Origin of the sequence: Pseudoalteromonas sp. S8-8 (assembly GCF_000497875.1) — a bacterium.
In the GTDB taxonomy this organism is placed as follows: domain Bacteria; phylum Pseudomonadota; class Gammaproteobacteria; order Enterobacterales; family Alteromonadaceae; genus Pseudoalteromonas; species Pseudoalteromonas arctica.
Genome location: NZ_AUTR01000073.1, coordinates 43,909 through 63,973, shown reverse-complemented (window position 1 = coordinate 63,973; position 20,065 = coordinate 43,909). Strand labels below are relative to the sequence as shown.

The following is a 20,065-nucleotide window of genomic DNA, read 5'->3' as shown; positions in this document are numbered from 1 at the left end:
AAAAACATGAGTGATACATTTCAAAAAGAGATCCCCAGAGCTCGGATCAATATTTCGTTAGAGCTTGATACAGATGGCGCTTCACAAAAAAGTGAATTGCCATTAAAGATGCTAGTAATTGGTGACTACTCAAATGGTCAAAATAGCCAAGAACTATCTGAGCGTGAGCGCGTAACAATTAATAAAAATAATATTGAGCAAGTGCTTAAAGATATGGCGCCTAAAGCGAACTTTCAGGTAGCGAACAAAATTAAAGGTGACGGCGAAATTAACGTAAACCTTGAGTTTGATTCTTTTAAATCGTTTGACCCAGAATCAGTTGCTTCTCAAGTGCCAGAGCTTAATAAAATGATGGCTATGCGTAATTTACTTCGCGACCTTAAATCTAATTTATTAGATAACTCATCACTGCGTAAAGAATTAGAGCGTGTTTTACAAAATCAGCCAGAGCTAGATGAGTTAAAAGCTAAACTGGATGAAATTGCGCCGCTAGCGTCTGAAGATGAAAAACAACCAATAACTGAATAAGGAGATTACCATGTCAATGCAAGAACAATTAAATGTTGCCGCGCATACCACGGAGCAAGCTCCTTTATCCACTTATGAAAATATATGTGGAATGGTTGATATTTCTCCAGTTGCAGATGAAATCAAACTTGATTCATTTAGAGATGCAAGCAACCTAGCCGAAACTCGTGCAAATGAGCGCTTAACAGCAGCTATAAATGTATTTTTAGATATGGCTAGCAGTAGTGGCCAAGAAGTAACTCGAATTGATAAATTACTTTTAGATGATTACATCGCAAAAGTAGACATTATTATTTCTCAGCAGTTAGATCAAATTTTACATCACCCAAATTTTCAAAAAATGGAATCAGCATGGCGCTCGTTACGTTACTTAATTAACCGTACGCCTAACAATGCCAACATTAAAATTGAAATGCTTGATGTAGATAAAGAAACTCTAAGAGATGATTTTGAAGAGGCGCCTGATACAACTCAATCTGCATTATATAAACATGTATATACTTCAGATTACGATACGCCAGGTGGTGAGCCAGTATCTACAATGGTTTCGAACTTTGAGTTTGATTGTTCTGCACCCGATGTATCGTTACTGCAAGAGATATCTCGTGTATCTGCGGCAGCGCATTGTCCGTTTATGGGCAGTGTTGGTCCTAAGTTTTTTCTTAAAGACTCATTGGAAGAAGTGTCTAAAATCCAAGATTTGGGTTCTTACATGGAACGCGCTGAGTTCCTTCGTTGGAAAAACTTCCGTGAATCAGAAGACTCTCGTTACATTGGTTTAGCATTCCCACGCTTTTTACTACGTCTGCCTTACGGTGAGACAAATCCACTTCGTAACTTTAATTACCAAGAAGATGTAAGTGCGCAGCATCATGAACGTTATTTGTGGGGTAATGCAACATTTGCATTTGCTGCAAATATCATCCGTAGTTTCCATGATAATGGTTGGGCTGTAAATATTCGTGGGCCGCAATCAGGTGGTAAAGTTGAAAATCTTCCGCTGCATTCATTTGAAGCTGGTAAAGGATCAGAAACTAAAATTCCAACTGAAGTACTTATTTCTGAAACTAAAGAACTTGAGTTTGCTAACCAAGGGTTTATTCCACTTAGTTACTATAAAAATTCAGATTTTGCGTGTTTCTTCTCTGCTAATAGTGCGCAGAAGCCACAGGTATTAGAAACAAATGAAGCAACAGCTAATGCAAGAATTAACTCACGCTTACCATATATTTTCTTAGTATCGCGTATTGCGCATTACTTAAAAGTTTTACAGCGTGAAAATATTGGTTCAAGTAAACCTCGCCATGAATTAGAGCAGCAGCTTAATGATTGGCTTGGCGCATTAGTAACTAAAATGAACAACCCTGATGAATCTCTTATTGCTACGCATCCACTAAAAGATGCAAAAGTGACTGTAGCAGAAATTCCAGGTAACCCTGGTTATTACAGAGTAAGTACGTACATTGTTCCTCATTTCCAAGTTGAAGGGATTGATGTTCGTTTAGCGCTAGTAGGGCAAATGCCTGGCGAAAAATGAACTGCTACGCCGCCAATGAAACGGATTTAAGTACTATCAAATGCGTCTATTTGGTGAGTAGTTGGCAGGTGTACATAAAAGATTAAGACTTATAGTCTAAAAAATTGCCCCAAGTTGGTTGCATCCAACTTGGGACATTAAAAGGAGTTTAAAAATGAAGTGCCCAAATTTAAGTGGATTGGAGTTTTCTAAAAAAAATCTAGAGTATTTAGATAAAGCTAGAGAACTTACTAGACATACAGATCAACTTACAAAAGCACTAAGCTTCGGTAGTCTAGCTGCAATTTTTGTAGGTAATGGGGCCTTGGTCGCACAATTTAACATATCTAATACAGATTTTGCTTTGATGGCTGAGTCGTTATCCTCAGTGTCAAAAATTAAAAGATATGAGCTACAAAAAATTTCATATAGTGCTTATAGAAATAGTAGTTCTTATAAAGAGCGAGAATTTTGGAAGGCAATGATAAATGGTTGTAAAAATGATTAGAATATTGTGTATGTTCAGCTTGTTTTTGGTTTGCATTGCAAACGCAGTGGCCAGTGATAATAAAGTTTTTTTTGCGAAGAAAAAGCTACAGCTAGCAACAGTCGCATTTGAAAAGCAGATGGATAAATGTTTTTCAAATGCGAATAAAGTAAGCAGTACTGAGTTACAAAATGATGGTATTAGCTTAGAGATGACAAAGACAGCTATTGATTATATGCATTATTCTGCGCTGAGTACTTGCATGAAAGTTCAGTACGAAAATTATTTAAAAGCAGGTTACTTTTACAAAACAGTTACATCAAGTAAGGATATTGGTGATATTGATAGCTTTGTTTCAAATACTTGGGTATCTGAATTAGACGCAGAGTATAAGTTTAAGCAATTACCTAAAAGTGTACAGCAACACTTCGAAAAGTTAGCTGTTTTGCAAACTCCATTTGACGCGATGTCGTTAATACTAGAGTTAGATAATCCGTCTTTGTAAAAATTGCCCCAAGTTGGTTGCATCCAACTTGGGACATATTCCCCAGTGGCATGAAGCAGAGGGCTTTTTGGGGGGCATAAATATTACTGTTTATGCCAATGCCAACTAACAGGAAACACTTCATTCTAAAAGGAGAATAATGAAATGGCAATTCCAGCGTACATGTGGTTAAAGGATGACCAAGGTAATGACATCAAAGGTTCTGTAACTGTTGCAGAGCGTGAAGGTTCAATTGAGATCCTACACTTTGATCATGAACTTCGTATTCCTACGGATAACGATACAGGTGAACTTACAGGTACTCGTAAGCATGAACCTTTTGTAATTACAAAAGCTGTTGATGCGGCTACGCCGTACTTGTACAAAGCGTGTTCAAACGGTCAAACACTTAAGCAATTAGAGCTTAAATGGTACCGTATTGATGACACAGGGACTGAGCGTGAATATTTCTGCCACAAGTTGGAAGATGTAAAGATCACTTCGATCTCACCAACAATGCATAACGTTAAAGACTTAGACAAGGAGCGTTACCCGCACCTTGAAACAGTTTGTCTACGTTACAAACGCATTACTTGGACTTACTTAGATGGCAACATCGAGTTCTCTGACTCTTGGACTGAAGGTCGTTAATTAGTCAGTAATTTTGAAGGATATGCGCAAGCATATCCTTTTATTGAGATGTAGATATGGCGTTATTCGATTTTTTAACTCAACCAGTTACACGCAATGGTCATCATGGTTTTCAAACTGATGAGCAAGTCAGTGTGTGCAAGCATTTAAATGAGCTTTTAAATGCAAGAAGAGGAGTGCTGAAGCACTTGTCTGACTATGGTTTGCCCGATGTAGAAGATATTTACGAGGGGTTACCATACTCACAACACACGTTAGCGTTTGAGGTTAAAAAATTGATAGAAAAGTACGAACCACGCGTACGATATGCAAATGTAACACCTGTTGAAATTAAAGAAGATAATTGTGTAATAAGGCTAGATATTCAAGCTTTTTTAACGAGCGGGCAAAGTATCAAGTTAAATACCCGTTTTGAATCTGGCGGTAAAGCAGACGTTATACAACATGCAAAAAACACTAACTAATGTTATTTAAAGGATTGATGAATGCAGCAATATTTTGATGCACAAATGCGCTTGTTAACCCAAGCTGGTAAGCAGTTTGCTCAGTTTTATCCTGAGCATGCAGGAATGCTTAACATTGATGCATTAAAAGATAGAGACCCTCATATTGAGCGCTTATTAGAAGGCGTAGCGTATTTAACTGCCCATACTCAAAAGCGTTTAGATGAGTCAGTACCTGAAGTTTCAGAGCAAGTACTGCGTCAACTGTGTCCAATACTCCTAAGTTATTATCCTTCTAGTACTGTGGTGCAATTTAAGCCTAAATTGGCTATGCAAAAAACACACACTATTTTAAAAGGTTTACAGCTTAATCCGCCTAAAGCAAAGGCCGATAATAAAAAAATAATTTTTAGCACAACTCACGGTTTAGACGTTGTCCCATTAGATGTTGAGCATGTTCGATATCAAGAGTCGCACTTAGGTGCAGAGCTACGAATAGGGCTTAAGTTTGTATGCCAAGGTGAACGCAGTAATTTTGATTTATCTAAACTAAACTTTTATTTACGTGGCGATACACCATTATGCAGTGCTTTATTTCAATTATTAAAAACACCTAATAAACAAGCAGAACTTGATTTTGGTGCTAACCATTTTGAGTTCAACAAAAAGTTAAAAGCAAAAGGTTGCAGCGCTACTTATTTAGATATAGATGGCGCTTTACTGCCTAGTGCAGCTAAAAGCCATCCTGGATATGCACTATTACTTGATTATTTTAATGCAAAAGATAGGTTTTATTTTTTAACATTTGATGGTTTAAAAGACGAAGAGTTTCCTGAACATATTGACCGTTTTGAAATCGTATTTAGGGGTGATAATAAATTACCGCCGGGTCATCAGTTAAGTAAAGAGAACATTTTAATCAATTGCGTGCCAGCAGTTAATTTATTTAGCCAAGCTGCAGAGCCAATTAAAATAGAGCCAAACAGAACTGATTATATGATAAGTGCAGATCAGGCACGTTTTGACCACGTTTTTAGTTATACGGTAGATGCAGTTGCAGGTCGAAACTCTATAACCGGGCAATCGTATGATTACACTCCTCGTTATCAAAGCGTATTTGAAGACGAAAAAAAGCTATTTACTGTGCTCACAAAAGACGTAGGTGCAGCAGCCCCGACTCATTATTTACAGCTTCCTTTTAATTTAGAAGATGAAAAAGAAACTCTATCAGTTGATTTAACCTCTTTTAATGCCGGTTGGCCTCGTCAGCTTTTGCAAGAGGGAGACTTGAACGAAGGCGGAAAAGACATGCCGAGCATCGTTGAGGTTAAAAATGTTATACGGCCAACTAATTATTTAGCATGTCCAAGTCAGCCAAAACACTGGCAGCTTATTAGCTTATTAAATGTAAAGTTTTCACAAATTACGCAAGTTACAGAACTAAAAAGATTACTAGTGTTATTTGATTGGTCTAATAAAGCTGAGAATCGATTACGAATTGAAAGCATTTTAAAAATAACAGCAACGCCGATCAGCCAAATTAAACGCGGAATATTTATCAAAGGTGTTGATGTACTTATTGATATTGATGAAAGTAAATTTGTTGGTGATGCTGATTTATATCATTTTTGTAATGTATTACACGAATTCTTTTTAATGTATGCCCCTATAAATGAAAGCGTACAAACGCGTGTTAATGCAATTCCTAGTTATAAATCGTGGAGTTGGGATATTGAACCGGGTAAGAGTTATCAGCTATGAGTTACGCTGATAAAAATCATGCGCACCCAGTTTGGTCTAAGTTACCCGCGCCAATAGAACTACTTATTGAGCAGCCTTGGCGGTTTAACTTATTTAAAGCGATGAGCTTAATAGAAAAACATTGGGCCGCACCTCAAGAGCTAGAGCAAGGGATTAGTAACAGAGTTGTTTTTAAACCTTTTAAAGAGCTTGGTTTTCCGGCTACTGATGTACGCGAATGTGTATTAGAGAATGATGGCAGAGGAAGATTAAGCTTATCGACCTCTTTTTTAGGTTTGTATGGTGTAGATGCACCCATGCCACACTATGTATTAGAGCAAGCAGCAAGTGATGAGCAAAGCGGTGACCGCGTTCGTCAGTTTTTAGATATATTTAATCATGTACTTTATTGCCAACTTTTTCAGGCCTGGAAAAAGTCGCAAATTAATATAGCAGGCAGAGGCGCGAGCCAATTTGATGGGTTAGTTGAATCTATTTTACTGGGAAAAACTGATCAAAAAATTCAGTGTGGTATTGCAAGTTTAAAGCAAACTAGCGCTGCTGGCTTAGCGCAGCTTCTTAAACATAGTTTAAATATAGACACGCTAAAAGTTGACGACACACGAGCAAATTGGCAAAAAATAGATACACCAAGTTCAATCGGCGAAGAAAACCAAATGGTTTTAGGCAGCTCTGCAGTACTTGGCACGAAGGTATTAGTTAGCGGAAGTATTTTAACAATAGATATAGGTCCAGTTAATAGTGATACAGCCATGAGTTTAACGCCAAGAAGCGAAGAAGGTATAAAAATGGCTGCACTTCTGACTGCGCATTTACCAAGTAATGTAGAGTGGGTTTGCCAAATAAAAGTAGCTAATGAGGCTGTTGCCGAACAAGCTTTAGGTCAGCAACCGCTAGTACTTGGACATAATTCATATTTAGGGGCCGCAGCTGCAAATACAACAACACATAGCTACAGCCATCAACAGTATAAACACTAAGGAATTAAGGATAAAAAAATGGATGCTAAAGGCATAAAACAACTCATAGATAAATTAAATGGCCACACCGCAACAGCACTTGAATCAGCAGCTGGGTTTGCGAGTAGTCGTAGTCATTTTGAAGTGCTTCCTGAGCATTTACTTATTAAGTTAATGGAAGAAGGAAGTAATGGTGACCTTGAGCACATTTTTCATTTCTTTAATATTAACCAAGACAAAGTATGGCATGAGCTATTAGACTTTTTAAATAGACAGCCTGCCGGTAATCAAAGTAAGCCTACATTTTCTCGTCGTTTATACGAATGGCTAGAGCGTGCATGGTTAAGTGCTAATGTTCAGCATAAAAGTGATTTTATAACAGGTGCTGCGCTTATTGATTCATTAACAGAGTTATTACCTTACAGCCCTGTACTTCAACTACCTGCTTTACTGGATAAAATAGATTCACGCTTTTTAGCTGAAAATTTAGATAAAATTTGTCAGCAATCTTCAGAGCGTTTAAACCCAGTAGCTAAATCAAAGTCTTCAAATCAAACAGATTCATCGCACGGTACAGCTGCGCTTGATGAGTACTGTGAAGATTTAACTGAAAAAGCAAAACAGGGTAAAATCGACCCGGTTCTCGGTCGTAATGACGAAATTCGTATGATGGTCGATGTGTTATGCCGTCGAAGAAAAAATAACCCTATTTTAGTGGGTGACCCAGGTGTAGGTAAAACAGCAGTCGTTGAAGGTTTTGCCCAGCGTATAATTGATGGCCAAGTACCAAGTGACCTGCAAGGCGTACGCTTATTGGTGCTTGATATGGGGTTATTGCAAGCAGGTGCCGGCGTTAAAGGTGAGTTTGAGCGCCGCTTAAAAACAGTAATAGACGAAGTTAAAAATTCAACAACGCCAATAATTATGTTTATCGATGAAGCGCACACTTTAATTGGTGCCGGTGGCGATGCGGGCATGAGTGATGCGGCAAATTTATTAAAGCCAGCATTAGCACGCGGAGAATTAAGAACCGTTGCGGCAACAACATGGAGCGAGTATAAAAAGTATTTTGAACGTGATGCCGCTCTAGAGCGCCGTTTTCAGCTTATTAAAGTGGATGAGCCAACAGAGCAAGCGGCTCAATTAATGCTTGCAGGCTTAAAAGATAAATATCAAGAGCATCATAATATTCAAATTACGGATGACGCTATAGAAGCTGCTGTCGTTTTATCGTCGCGCTATATAACAGGCCGCCAATTACCAGATAAAGCTATTGATGTATTAGACACCGCAGCGGCAAGAGTACGTATGTCGTTTGCTACAGACCCCGCTGCCATTGAGTCTGAGCGCGAGCACATTAATTATTTAGAAACCAGAATCAATAGCCTCAATGTAGAGCTAGGGCAAGGTTTAGTTGTTGATAAAGATAAGCTTACCCATTTAGTTGAAGAGCTGGTTATTGCACAAAATAAATTGGCGCAACTTACTCACTCGCGTGAATCTCAAATTTCGACTTTGAGTCAAATTAACGAGATAAAGCAGGCAACTGATCAAGAGCTTGATAGCGAATCATTGCTGACACTTCGCCAATCACTAAAAGAGCAAAATACACAAGACAACGGCTTATTTAGTGAAGTAGACGCCGATGCTGTTGCGCAAATTATTTCACAGTGGACCGGTGTGCCTGTAGGGGCAATGGTAAAAGATCAGATTAGTAATTTAATTAATCTTGAAGCCACAATTAGCCAAGAAGTTATAGGGCAGCAGGCTGGACTCGCTAAAATAGCGCAAACACTAAGAGTGAGTAAAGCCGGCGTAAGCAACGATGAAGGCCCGCTAGGCGTATTTTTACTAGCTGGTCCATCGGGCGTGGGTAAAACAGAAACCGCTCGCTGCTTAGCTAAACAATTATTTGGTGGTGATAAATTTTTAACCACTATTAACATGAGTGAATACCAAGAGTCGCACACCGTATCGCAACTTAAAGGTTCACCACCAGGGTACGTTGGCTATGGTGAAGGTGGTGTGTTAACCGAAGCGGTAAGACAGCGTCCATATTCAGTAATTTTACTTGATGAAGTTGAAAAAGCGCACAAAGATGTAATGAACATGTTTTACCAAGTGTTTGAGCGCGGCACCATGCGTGACGGTGAAGGACGTGAAATAGACTTTAAAAATACTGTAATTATCATGACATCTAATTTAGGCTCAGCAGAGTTAATCGATGCATGTACACCGCCTACAGTTATAGACCTAAGCCCTCAAGATGACGAGGAAGAACAGGTACAGCAAAGCGATCAAGAAGCAGCTATTAACGAAGCGCTAAATCCAACGCAAGCACCTATTAATGAAGACGGAACGCCTTGGAAAGTACCATCAATCGGTGCACTGACTGATTTAATTAAGCCGCAGTTACTTGCTTTTTTTGCGCCTGCTTTACTTGCCCGTATGCAAGTTATACCTTACTTAGCGCTTGATTCTGAAGCTCTACAGTCTATCGTCAGCTTGAAACTTGAAGCCATTGCCACACGTTTGCACGAAAACCACAAAATGCAGCTACGAGTAGATGCCAGTGTTTTAGAAAAGCTGACTACTCAGTGTACGCTTTCAGATAGTGGTGCACGTATGGTGAACGCGGTTATAGAGCAGCAAATACTTCCTGGTATCGCTAAATCAATTTTAGAGTTTATGGCAGAAGAAGACATGCCTGATATTTTAACGCTGGCCGTTGACGAACAAGACGAAATTACGGCGACATTTGCAGATAACGCTTAAATAAAAGGATGTAAAAATGGGATTCATGGACATATTTAACGAGCTCAAGGCCAATAAGAGTCACTTTAGTGTTGCTATACAGGGCATGCCTGACGGGATGGTCTATGTAACTGACTTTGAGTCTAGGGACGATCGTTTATGTGAAGACTATGAATTTAAAATCCAAGTATTGAGCCCTGAGCATCTAACATCTGAAATGCTAATAGGCAAAGATGTATCGTTATCACTAGTGTGGTCAATGTTAGATCGTACTATTTCAGGGTTAATTAGTGGTTTTATAGCGCATGGTCAAAGTCATCAGGGGTATCACTATACTTTGATCATGAGTTCTCATTTAACATTACTTAAGCATCAGCATTCTAACCGTGTATTTACTGCTATGGATGCAGGTAAAATTATTTCGAGTGTGTTTGAAAAAGCAGGTTTCCCTGCGCAAAAGTTAAATGTACAAGCAAGCTCAACCATGCTCGATATGACCGTGCAATACAACGAAACTGATTACGAATTTGTAACACGCTTAATGCGTAAGCACGGTTTTGTGTACAGCTTTGTAGAGCAAACTAGTGGTGAATGTACATTGTATATTTGCAATGATTCTAATGGTATAGCGCAAGAGTTTGATGAAATAAACCTAAGCTATGTACCGCCATCTGGGCAAGTAAGAACGAGTGAGTCAATTTTTGCTATAAGCAGGCAGGCCCAATTATTTCCGCAAAGTACACACTTAGATGATTACAACTACCAAGCTCCGGGTAATTTGCAAGTTTCAAAAAATAACAGTGCGTCAGTTATTGGTTTTGGTGAAGATAGTCATTACGGTGATAATTACGGGCAATCAAACGAAGGGCAAGACTTAGCAACTATCAGACAGCAAGCGTTTGATTGCCAACGTGAGCAAATAATAATAGACACAGACTGCAGGGCGCTTCGCCCTGGTATGCGTTTAAATATTTATGACCATCCAGAGCATGATGGTCAGTATTTAGTGACGCGTGTAGAGCACAAAGGTAGCCAAAGTGCTTCGGTTGAATACGGCTCTAATGTAAAGGGCTTAACGTATAAAAACCAAGCTTATTTAATTAGTGTTAACCAGCCTTATAAAGCTCCATTGCGCCCAGCGAGACGTGTGTTTGCAACGTTTAATGCATTAATTGAGCAAGAAATTGATGACAAAGGTAACTACGTAGTAAAACTACCGTTTAATCAAGATGGAGAAGGCCAAGAAAGCCGTCCTACACGTTTAATGCAACCTTACGGTGGCAGCGGGCACGGTATGCATTTTCCACTAACTCAAGGTACAGAAGTGCTCGTTTGTGGTGAAAATGGTGATTTAGATAGGCCTATAATTTTAGGCGCGCTTTATAATGAAAATGCACCAAATCCTGTTACAAGCGAAAACCCAACTGAAAACAAATTAGTAACTAAAGCTGGGCACAGCTTTGTAATGGATGACAAAAAAGGCGAAGAGAAGATAAGCCTTGCCAATAAAAACAATAAAAACCAATTAATACTCGATGCAACAAATGGTGCGCACCAGGCAATGTTAAAGTCTGTTGATGGTGATGTTAAAATTTCAGCGAAAGAAAACCTTCAGTTTGTTGCCGAGAACGACGCAAACTTTACAGTTGCTAATAACTTTACAACGCGAGTAGAGAATAACTTGCAAATTCAAACCCGCGAAGGAGATATTACCGTTAGCTCGGCTGCGGATTTAACCTTAAATTCAGCCGCAAATAGTCGTATTCAAGCGACTGACGGTAACTTAGAGCTCACAGCAAGTGATGAGTTTAAAATGCAAGCACAGCAAGACATTAGCGTTTACTCGGTAGACGGCAACCTTGAGTTACAAGCGCCACAAGGTGATTTAGAATTAAACAGTGGTAAAAATATTACTATAAAAGCAAATGGACAGGGGTCAATTCAGTTAAGTCAAGGTGGCGCAAGTATAGAAATTGATGCTGCGGGTAACCTTACAATTGACGCCACTAATATAACGTTAAGTGCCACTAATATAGCAATTAAAGGCAGTGCAATTAGTAATAACTAAGTTAAAGGAGTAATTTAATGAACGCTAAAGTTAAAAGTATATTTAATCACGATCAGCAACTTGCACCTGTAAGTAAAGTCGATGAATTTGGCCGAGTTAAAGGCGTTACAGTAAATAACGACGAACAGAGTGTTGTAGCACAAGCGGCGCACATAACACCATGCCAAGTGGGCGACACAGTACTACTTACCCACACTGCACAAGGCTTTATAGTAACAGGGCTACTTGCAAATGAAGATCAAGCGCCCGCTGCACTCATTAAAAATAGCCAAGGCCACATAACGATTGAGGCGCAGAAAAGTATTAGCCTTCAAACTGCTAAAGGGACTATAGAAGTATTTGCCGACGGGACCATAGTGCTCGAAGGGCGAGATATAACAGCCAATAGCGAGCAAGATCTTACCTTGGCTGGCTGGCCAATTAGGCTTAATTAATACTATGTTTGCTCAAGTCGCTAAGGTTAAGCAGCATCAGCAGCGCTTAAATACTTTATTAAAACACAAACAAAAGCTGCAAGCGCAAGGTGTTTACCCGCTTGCTCGACTAAATGTAATTGAAAGCCAATTACTAAATCATTTATACACACTCAGCGATTTAAAAAGTGATGCACCCACAGATTACTTTGCAGGTAAAAATTTAACACAAGTAAGCCATTTAACGCTTGATGAATTTATTACCCTTGCGATAGAGAGCCCTGAGCACTACAGTATCTACGCGCTATTGCTACAAAGTCTTAATTTAAAAAGTGAACTTAACAGCGCCGAAACTTTTTTAGCTTTAAAGTCGGACAAACATTTAAGTTATTACAGTGTATTACAGCACTTACTTGATTATTGGCAGTTAGATGATAATAAAGCACTGCGCAATAGTGTACTCAACGAAAAAGAAGAGCTTGATAGTAACGCGATTACTTTACTTTTTTCACAGCACTTGAGTGAAACAGAGCTAAATAGTGCCATGCTACATGCTAACTTTGATATTGCTTATGCAGCACTCGTGAATGCCTATTGTAATAAAACAAGTAACTTATCAGACATACTATTTAAAGTATTTGCCAAAACAAATGATGTCGACAAAAAAGCAAAATTACTTGCCCTAGCAGGGCTTACTAACGATCCGCGCTGGGATGAACCTTGCCTACTTTTTTGTAAAGCTAACCCCGGGCTTTGCCAACATGTACTAAGCCACTTTGTATATAAGCGTGCATTGCCTTTATTTATTAATTTAATGGCGCATGGGGTAACTCAAAAACCAGCTTACGCAGCATGGCTAATTATTACTAACAGAGCGCTTGCCCAAGCAAACAAAGTAACTGTAGTAGAATCAAATAACGAAAAAAACGTACACAGCGGCATAAACCTTGACGATGCAGAGCATGCAAGGCAAGCGTTTGCACTTGTCCCAGGGGATCAATTATTAAACGGCATTAGCTTTGTGTGCAGTAATGCAAAACAAAAATTAAAAATACTTGCAGGTGAAGTTGTGCAACGTGTTGTAGCACCACATTATCCTCTGCAAAAGGCCTGTGGTTTGTACCATGTATTACTGAGCGCCAAACAATGGCAAAGTGTGATAGCGGAGAGTCCAAGTGCTGAATAATTTTTCTCCTTGGCAGGCTAGTTTTTTTGATGGTTGGTTGAGTGACCGTACGCTGGCTAAAGTTGTCCTTGTAAAACAAAACTTTGAATTTGACGAAAAAGGCAATGTAACACCAAACGAGCCCGGACCCGATATTGTTGTAGCCGATGACTACGATGGCGACCCCGCATATACACCACTTAGAGAAGTAAACGAACAAGTCGCCTTTAAGCATGGATTTGAAGTGTATGGCGACTTTACAGCTTACCCACCTAAAGCCAAACAAGCGCGAGTAATTGAAGTAGAGCTTGGCCTTCATGATAAAGCGCAGCCACTATTTAAAAAACGTTTACGTGTAACTGGCGCACGCTTTTGGAAGCGCTCTTTACTTGGGCCTGTTGCAACTGATCCGAATATTATTGAGCCTACACCCATTAATTACAGCAATGCTTTTGGTGGAAAAGACTTTAACGATGAGTCTAACTATCTGCTTGAAAATCCGATAGGGAGAGGATTTAAGCTTAAAAACAAACAAGCAAAAGGGCAGCAATTACCTTGCATTGAATACGCAAACCAACTACTTCGTAAACCGAGTCATACTGCCTCAGTTGCAAGCTTTTCAGCTATACCATCACATTGGTCACCGCGTATCGAACTTATGCCCGACATTGATAAAAAAGCACTAATGGCAGGCAATTATCCGTTTAAAACAGTGCTTGATGAACATTTTAACAATATGGCACCTTTAGATCAGCGAGTAAAAAAAGAGTTTACACAAGGGTGGGCGTTTTCACTTTCAGGGTTATACCCGTTACAAGAATATGGGCAGCACCAACGAGTTGAACTTCCATTTGAAGAGCCTATTGTTCAGCTAGTTAACACATTAAACAGACATACCATTAACTTGCGCTGCGATACGTTGGTTATTGATTCTGACGCGCAAAGTTTTTCTTTGTTATGGCGCGGTTATATTGACGCAATACACGTAGGCGCAAATAGCCAGTTAGTTGTGGCAAAAAAGGAAACTAACAATGAAGTTTGATGTACTTTGCCATATAAATGCTACAGGGTGTACACCAAGTAGCTTGTATACCGCTGTTGCAAACCAAATGTTGTTTTCTAAACCGAGTAAAGCATTAATACGTTGCGATATAAGCTTAGATGCCCCCTACATAATGGTAGAAATAGAAGAGCTTGCTCAGCTTGATAGGCAAACCAAGTGCTTATTGTTATTAAGCCAGCTGCTCGAAAATATTGATATTACAACCCTTAGAAAAACATCCCGTATAAGTCAAATAGTGTTTGTATTACCACAGGACGAGTTAAACAACCCAGTAATAAGTGACGATACACTCAGTGAGCTTTTAGCTGAGGTGATTTCGCAGCAAGTCCCTGATTTTATACAAACTACAACGCTTGATTTAAAAAGCATAGCGCCCGATACACTTATAATTGCACTCGACTCTTGCGTTAGCTACCAATACGTAAGCCATCAAGCAAAAAATAACGTGGTGCAAGTGTTAAACGGCCCGCCAGGCATTATTAATGGTGAAGGTGGATGTGTATTACTTACCCATTTACAAGGTACCCTTAGTGCACACCTTTATAATGGCGAATTAAACGAACAGCTCAACCAAGCTGAGGCTTGTGTTAATGATACTTACCTATTTGCAGGAAAGGAGTCGTTAGCATGGCAAAAAAAATGGTTTGCTAATACACAAGCATTGTATAGCCCAGAAGACGAATTAATAGAGCTCGCCAACTTAAATAATACTATTGGCCATCAAGGCGTTGCAAACGATCCAGCGGGGTTTGTGCTTGCAAATAGCTATTTAAATAACCCACTAAATGAAGGGTTACAGCATGTATTTTTATTATTTAATTCACCCAATGAGCAACTAATAAAAATTTCAAGGAGTGAAAATTCATGACATACATTAATGCAGCCGCAGGTAAACAAACAGGCAGTGTTCAGTACGACATCGACGCGCTAACCGCCGATGTGCGCTCAGGTGGATCGTTAACATGGCGACACAACAACCCAACACTATTAGGGCTTAATAATAGTGCTCGAAGTAACGGCGCATTAGGTAAAGCCAGTAATGTCGCTATTTTTGAAGACCGAGCCAGTGGAGATGCGGCATTTTTAGCTGAAATAGGCCGCCCCAAATACCGTGAAAAAACACTCGGTGAAATGGTAAGCACCTTTATACCTGACTATATAATTCCACCACCTCAATGGGATGATGAAAAAAACGAACCTATCTTGCCGTGGAATGAGTCTCAAACCAATATGGATGTTAATAAACCTATTACTAATGCCCAAGCATTTTTAGATTTAGTGTCGAGCCACTTAGGGTGGGAAGCTGGGAGTCAAGAGCAATTAACCAAAGATACGCAATCGCAAGCAGCGCAAGTAGCCACAGTATCAGGGCAAAATGTATTAATTAATGGCCGCACCGCAGTGCACCAAAGTAGCGGCGGCAAGCTAAGCACTATTGATATATGTTTAACTACGGTAGGCCCAAGTGTCATCCCAATCCCTTATCCAAATATGGCCGCAGCAAGTGATGTAGCCAGTGTGGCGGGGTCAGTCAAAATAAACGGTAACGGTGCTGCCAACATAAAAAGTAACTTTTCAAAAAGTAAAGGCGATAAACCCGGAGATAAAAGAGGCCTAATGAGTGGCACTAACGATGGTAAAGCTGAATTTATAATAGGCTCATTTAATGTACTCATTGAAGGGAAACCCGCTGTTCGCCAAGGTGACTTAATGATTTCAAACTCAAAAAACACCCCGCCTATGCCGCTAGCGCAATCAGGTGGCGCATCACCAAGGGGGTTGAGTGTAGAAATGAGGGATAGTTTGGCTGACCAGCAAGTCGGTAAAAAAATAGTCATAAAAATATCAGGATCAGAAAAGTTAGATGAAGATGGAGTGTCAATTGTATGAGTGATCTAAATGTAGCAGATAAAATTGATGAAAAAAATGCGCATAGAGAGCTTGTTTTTGAACGCCAATCAGATGGTGTAAAAAATGTATCATTAATGGTTAGAGATGAATCTGTAAATAGAAGCAGTAAAGGCTACTATAAAATCCCGTTATATCAGGTAGATGCTAAAGAGGAGAGTGATAATACAGCTGATATTGAGTTAGTTCATATATTCCCAATTAGATATGCCCACCCTGCAGATGAAATTGACGATCATACAACGAACTTAAGAGATGGCTTTTTATACATTTTTGTTGACGGTCATTTATGGCGTGAGCTTAAGGTAACGACCAAAGAAAGCGTTACGCGTTTCAATGATATTAACCTTGCTTGGCAGAAAGGCTCTCTTACTTGGAAAACAAATAAAGGTTTTCGTGAGGCGACTGGTGAAACACTTAAAACGATTATAGTACCGAACAAACTTAATGGAAGTAACTGCCAAGTACAAATTGCTTTTTCTGAAGTGCAGTGGTCGTGGAAACAAATTCAATTATTTGGAGGGTTTAATCCTGAAGACCCAAGGTTAAACTATGGAGAGCCTGTTAAGCCAGGTGAGAATAATGCTGATGCAATAGAGCTTCGAAACAACAGATTGTTTACGTTAGATAAGCTTGGTGATTTTGAGCAAGGCTATAATAGTAATCAGTTACCTCAGCATGTTGCACTCGATGTTGTAAATAAAGCTGGAGTCTATTGCCCCGTTATACCTGACGCAATAGGAAAAGTAAGACAAGCCGCTGCAGATATCACGCTTACTCGCTCAGTGATTAGTTCACTACCGATAGAGCAAGTAGCAAATGGACAAACGGTTTCGAGTGTTGATGAGCTCTCAAAAGAGCAGCGAGGTGAGCTTGAATTAGCATCGTTTGTTCAACAAACCTTTTTTGCTTTTCCGCAATCTGTGTCTGACAAATTAGCAACATATGGTGAAGACAGTGTCTCTGAGCAAGAACAAAAGATTGCTTCAGATTATAAAAAGTGGGTAGAAAATAAATTTGATAAAACAGCATTCAGAAAGTTTCTAGCAACAGAAAAAGTGCTTGTGCTTGGTGAGTATATCAATGAGCTAAGAGCCAATGTAAAAGACCTTATAGAGGATGAAGATACTGCTTCTAGCTTTTATCAATGTGCAAGAGACTATGCATACCACTCAGGTAACCGACGACTCGATATATATCAACTTATGTGTGACGTATTAGCCCCTTTGAAAGATTTAACGGCAGATTTGCTTCGCTCAAGTGTAGTGTATGACCAAGACGCGCAAAAGCTTAAGCAAATCGATAGTAATGATCTAGGGCAACATATAATCTTAAAAGTGTTAGGTACACACCCGGAGGATACCAGTGACCGTTCAAATTTATTGAAACTACATAAGTTACTATTCCCTGATGAAACCAGTAGTAAGCCTAATTTAACTGAATATAAGTGTTTTCGAGATGAAGAAGATCCTAAAAATGTTGATTTTTCTATTGATGAATTTAAGACTTTGGAGAAGCAAGATGATCAACTTGATGGTTATATAGAAGGCGATTTAACGCAGGTATTACGTAGGAGTAGCCAAGCTGTATGGGGCTTTTTTAATATTATTATGGAAGTACCATCTGCCACTTATTCTATGTCTCAAGGTGGCGGAACAATTAAAGATGTGTTTACTGCCCGTATGCAAAAACAATCTAGCTTACAGCGAGAAAGTAATAAACTTGAGCGGCAAACAAAGAATTTAGAAATACAGATAAAAAATAAACAAAGTGAAATTGAAAGTTCTGAAAAGACACGCAATGATCTCATTCAGGAAGCGCGTAACCAAGGTATAGATGGCGATGACATCACCGAGCAATTAAACAGGCAGCTTAAACAAAGAAACAAAGAACTAGAGCACTATAAAACACTGCTTAAACAAGCAAAAACAAAAAGTAGTGTAACACGTGCGCATTTATCGACGCTAAAAAGTGTGGGTTTAGACATGCTTAATAGTGAGGCACGTATTAAGTCAGTTGCGATGTCGTACAACCCCTATCAAAAAATAATGCATCTCGCGCATATGGTTTCTGATGGTTTACTCGTTGAGATTGACATTGATGTTAACGACTATTATCAAGGAAACTTACCTGACTCAGTAGTCCCGCTTAATTTTGACAGCCGTTCTAAGCGTGCCGAACAACGAATTTTAGAATTTAATAAAATAACCGAAGGTATTGATGAAGCACTGAGCCAAGGTAGTTACCCAGGCAATGGCGGAACGCGGCCCATTGTTAAACTTAAAGTTAACGATAAAGTGACGATACCCGCTCGATTAGACCTTATTACTAGCTTAGATGGTTCTTTGAATGAACTAGAGGCCATGGTTACTAAGCAATACTACGAATCAGACAGCGCCAAGAAGAAAGTGATGAAAAAAATGGTGGCGCTTGATAAAAATAAGCTAGCTGCATTGGAAGGAGTAGTGAAGAGGCTTGAAGATGGTTTAGAAGCGGTTGAAGGTGCTCAGCTCAAAACAAACTGGGATTTAACTGGATATAAAGATCATAATAAATCCCTCAAAAAGTACGCGAAAACAGCATTTGGTAAGCAGCAAACGGGCAAAGTTGGCTTAGCTAGCATTGGTGTTTTGCCGTTTGTTTCTGGGCTAGAAGCCATTAATTTTTATACCGTTATAACTGGTGATGGCGTCAGTTCTATGGATAAAGCATCTGCAGCATTAGATTTACTTGATGTTATGGTGAATATTGGTAAAGATTTGGTAGAGCGTCGTTATGGTATGCCAAGCTCCGGTCAGTTGATTTTATATGCTGACAATAAAGTGCCTGTTAGCGAGCTTAGTAAAAAAATACTTAGAGGAAGGCTCGGTGTTACTTTTGCAAAAGTAGCATTATTCTACACTGCAAACTTTTTTACATTTGTTGCCGGCGGTATAAGTACTTATATCGCTGTAAGGGATGCAGTGAATGAGTATAACAAAGGTAATATAGGCCTTGCGACAGCGAATTCGATTATGGCTCTGGGCTTTTTAAGTATGACTGCCGCATCTGGCATCGCAATTATCACCAAAGGGGCGTCAGCCTTGATAGCTGTATTTGGTATTGTAGGCTTAGTGATAGTTCTTATTGCGGCAGGGCTTATTTATTATTTTAGTGAATCAGAGGTTGAGGCATGGCTTCATGCATGCCCATGGGGGAAAGCTGCCTTTATTAATGATGGTTCTTCCAGTGTAAGAGCCGCTCAGTGGCTAAACCGCCCTGACTTAGCATTACTCGATGTCTATAATGCACTTTACAAGCCCTATACAAAACTGGTTGCAAGCAACTTAGCTAAAACTATTTCAATTGGTTTATCCACGCCGGTTGCTGCGGTAAAAGAAGGCGTCGATACAAAGCTCTATTGGCGAGTAGTTAATCCAACAAGTGCAAATATAATTGCACCCTATCGAGGTTATAATGTTGAAGCAGCTGAAAAATATGCAAAAATAATACAACTTAAAATGTCACGTTATACAAAACATAGAGAATTTAAACAAATTCCCCTTAGTTCCCCCATATTAGTCGATGCGATATGGATGCTTCAGCCTTCACGAACAGGGTGGCAAGCAGAAATAAATTATAATGCATTTTTGACTGAGTTCGGCTTGCAGCCAGGCGATAAAATAGAGCTCAAATTAGAAGCCACAGTATATCCGAATGGTAAAGGTCAACCGACTATTCAAGGTTTTAATAGTACCTATGGCTTACCAATTGAGTATTACAAAGCGGATGAAAAGCCTGGGTTACTGTCTTTTAATGATGACCGCAAGTACAGTCACCGCATTGGTCAAGTTATAAGTCAAGCACTAATTAATTTATAAGAAGT

General features: G+C 39.4%; 16 protein-coding genes. All 16 read left to right on the top strand.

Translation table 11 applies throughout. The features are described 5' to 3' along the window. Window positions 1–6: 6 nt before the first annotated feature. The 16 genes from tssB to L659_RS0122340 all read left to right on the top strand — a co-directional run bounded on the left by tssB (window position 7) and on the right by L659_RS0122340 (window position 20,060). Entirely contained in the window at window positions 7–528 is a 522-nt protein-coding gene (tssB, locus tag L659_RS0122415) for a type VI secretion system contractile sheath small subunit (RefSeq protein WP_007584482.1), read from the top strand. A 10-nt stretch (window positions 529–538) separates the two neighbouring features. Beyond that, complete coding sequence (gene tssC, locus L659_RS0122410; protein ID WP_007584480.1) at window positions 539–2,065, top strand: type VI secretion system contractile sheath large subunit; 1,527 nt, start codon at window positions 539–541, stop codon at window positions 2,063–2,065. Between the two features lie 154 nt (window positions 2,066–2,219). Next, a complete protein-coding gene (locus L659_RS0122405) occupies window positions 2,220–2,552 on the top strand; it encodes a hypothetical protein (protein WP_024592020.1) in 333 nt (110 codons plus the stop codon). Beyond that, window positions 2,545–3,036, top strand: coding sequence for a hypothetical protein (locus L659_RS0122400; protein WP_029769970.1), 492 nt, complete (start codon window positions 2,545–2,547; stop codon window positions 3,034–3,036). The genes L659_RS0122405 and L659_RS0122400 overlap by 8 nt, the downstream gene beginning before the upstream one ends. A 144-nt stretch (window positions 3,037–3,180) precedes the next feature. After that, complete coding sequence (locus L659_RS0122395; protein WP_007584479.1) at window positions 3,181–3,666, top strand: Hcp family type VI secretion system effector; 486 nt, start codon at window positions 3,181–3,183, stop codon at window positions 3,664–3,666. Window positions 3,667–3,722: 56 nt separating this feature from the next. Next, window positions 3,723–4,130, top strand: a complete 408-nt coding sequence (gene tssE, locus L659_RS0122390; RefSeq protein ID WP_007584478.1) for a type VI secretion system baseplate subunit TssE — start codon at window positions 3,723–3,725, stop codon at window positions 4,128–4,130. A gap of 21 nt (window positions 4,131–4,151) precedes the next feature. Continuing rightward, window positions 4,152–5,870 carry a type VI secretion system baseplate subunit TssF gene (tssF, locus tag L659_RS0122385; RefSeq protein ID WP_024592018.1) on the top strand — a complete coding sequence of 573 codons (1,719 nt, stop codon included), beginning with the start codon at window positions 4,152–4,154 and terminating at the stop codon, window positions 5,868–5,870. Continuing rightward, window positions 5,867–6,850: a type VI secretion system baseplate subunit TssG gene (gene tssG / locus L659_RS0122380; RefSeq protein WP_007584475.1), complete on the top strand. Its 984-nt coding sequence runs from the start codon at window positions 5,867–5,869 to the stop codon at window positions 6,848–6,850. The genes tssF and tssG overlap by 4 nt, the downstream gene beginning before the upstream one ends. 18 nt (window positions 6,851–6,868) lie before the next feature. Further along, window positions 6,869–9,604, top strand: a complete 2,736-nt coding sequence (gene tssH, locus L659_RS0122375; protein ID WP_024592017.1) for a type VI secretion system ATPase TssH — start codon at window positions 6,869–6,871, stop codon at window positions 9,602–9,604. A gap of 25 nt (window positions 9,605–9,629) precedes the next feature. Then, window positions 9,630–11,651, top strand: coding sequence for a type VI secretion system Vgr family protein (locus tag L659_RS0122370; protein ID WP_024592016.1), 2,022 nt, complete (start codon window positions 9,630–9,632; stop codon window positions 11,649–11,651). Window positions 11,652–11,668: 17 nt separating this feature from the next. After that, a complete protein-coding gene (locus L659_RS0122365) occupies window positions 11,669–12,085 on the top strand; it encodes a hypothetical protein (RefSeq protein WP_024592015.1) in 417 nt (138 codons plus the stop codon). Between the two features lie 4 nt (window positions 12,086–12,089). Further along, window positions 12,090–13,250 carry a hypothetical protein gene (locus tag L659_RS0122360; protein WP_024592014.1) on the top strand — a complete coding sequence of 387 codons (1,161 nt, stop codon included), beginning with the start codon at window positions 12,090–12,092 and terminating at the stop codon, window positions 13,248–13,250. Then, window positions 13,240–14,271, top strand: a complete 1,032-nt coding sequence (locus L659_RS0122355; protein WP_024592013.1) for a DUF2169 family type VI secretion system accessory protein — start codon at window positions 13,240–13,242, stop codon at window positions 14,269–14,271. The genes L659_RS0122360 and L659_RS0122355 overlap by 11 nt, the downstream gene beginning before the upstream one ends. Continuing rightward, a complete protein-coding gene (locus L659_RS0122350; protein ID WP_024592012.1) occupies window positions 14,261–15,160 on the top strand; it encodes a hypothetical protein in 900 nt (299 codons plus the stop codon). The genes L659_RS0122355 and L659_RS0122350 overlap by 11 nt, the downstream gene beginning before the upstream one ends. After that, entirely contained in the window at window positions 15,157–16,182 is a 1,026-nt protein-coding gene (locus tag L659_RS0122345; RefSeq protein ID WP_024592011.1) for a DUF4150 domain-containing protein, read from the top strand. The genes L659_RS0122350 and L659_RS0122345 overlap by 4 nt, the downstream gene beginning before the upstream one ends. Continuing rightward, the gene (locus L659_RS0122340) at window positions 16,179–20,060 is read left to right on the top strand and encodes a toxin VasX (protein WP_024592010.1); all 3,882 of its coding nucleotides are present in this window, start codon (window positions 16,179–16,181) and stop codon (window positions 20,058–20,060) included. The genes L659_RS0122345 and L659_RS0122340 overlap by 4 nt, the downstream gene beginning before the upstream one ends. Window positions 20,061–20,065 lie beyond the last annotated feature (5 nt).

Excerpts from the sequence above, each read along its gene's own strand:
- tssB (WP_007584482.1), top strand. The coding sequence starts at position 7 with ATGAGTGATACATTTCAAAAAGAGATCCCCAGAGCTCGGATCAATATT.
- tssC (WP_007584480.1), top strand. The coding sequence starts at position 539 with ATGTCAATGCAAGAACAATTAAATGTTGCCGCGCATACCACGGAGCAA.
- L659_RS0122405 (WP_024592020.1), top strand. The coding sequence starts at position 2,220 with ATGAAGTGCCCAAATTTAAGTGGATTGGAGTTTTCTAAAAAAAATCTA.
- L659_RS0122400 (WP_029769970.1), top strand. The coding sequence starts at position 2,545 with ATGATTAGAATATTGTGTATGTTCAGCTTGTTTTTGGTTTGCATTGCA.
- L659_RS0122395 (WP_007584479.1), top strand. The coding sequence starts at position 3,181 with ATGGCAATTCCAGCGTACATGTGGTTAAAGGATGACCAAGGTAATGAC.
- tssE (WP_007584478.1), top strand. The coding sequence starts at position 3,723 with ATGGCGTTATTCGATTTTTTAACTCAACCAGTTACACGCAATGGTCAT.
- tssF (WP_024592018.1), top strand. The coding sequence starts at position 4,152 with ATGCAGCAATATTTTGATGCACAAATGCGCTTGTTAACCCAAGCTGGT.
- tssG (WP_007584475.1), top strand. The coding sequence starts at position 5,867 with ATGAGTTACGCTGATAAAAATCATGCGCACCCAGTTTGGTCTAAGTTA.
- tssH (WP_024592017.1), top strand. The coding sequence starts at position 6,869 with ATGGATGCTAAAGGCATAAAACAACTCATAGATAAATTAAATGGCCAC.
- L659_RS0122370 (WP_024592016.1), top strand. The coding sequence starts at position 9,630 with ATGGACATATTTAACGAGCTCAAGGCCAATAAGAGTCACTTTAGTGTT.
- L659_RS0122365 (WP_024592015.1), top strand. The coding sequence starts at position 11,669 with ATGAACGCTAAAGTTAAAAGTATATTTAATCACGATCAGCAACTTGCA.
- L659_RS0122360 (WP_024592014.1), top strand. The coding sequence starts at position 12,090 with ATGTTTGCTCAAGTCGCTAAGGTTAAGCAGCATCAGCAGCGCTTAAAT.
- L659_RS0122350 (WP_024592012.1), top strand. The coding sequence starts at position 14,261 with ATGAAGTTTGATGTACTTTGCCATATAAATGCTACAGGGTGTACACCA.
- L659_RS0122345 (WP_024592011.1), top strand. The coding sequence starts at position 15,157 with ATGACATACATTAATGCAGCCGCAGGTAAACAAACAGGCAGTGTTCAG.
- L659_RS0122340 (WP_024592010.1), top strand. The coding sequence starts at position 16,179 with ATGAGTGATCTAAATGTAGCAGATAAAATTGATGAAAAAAATGCGCAT.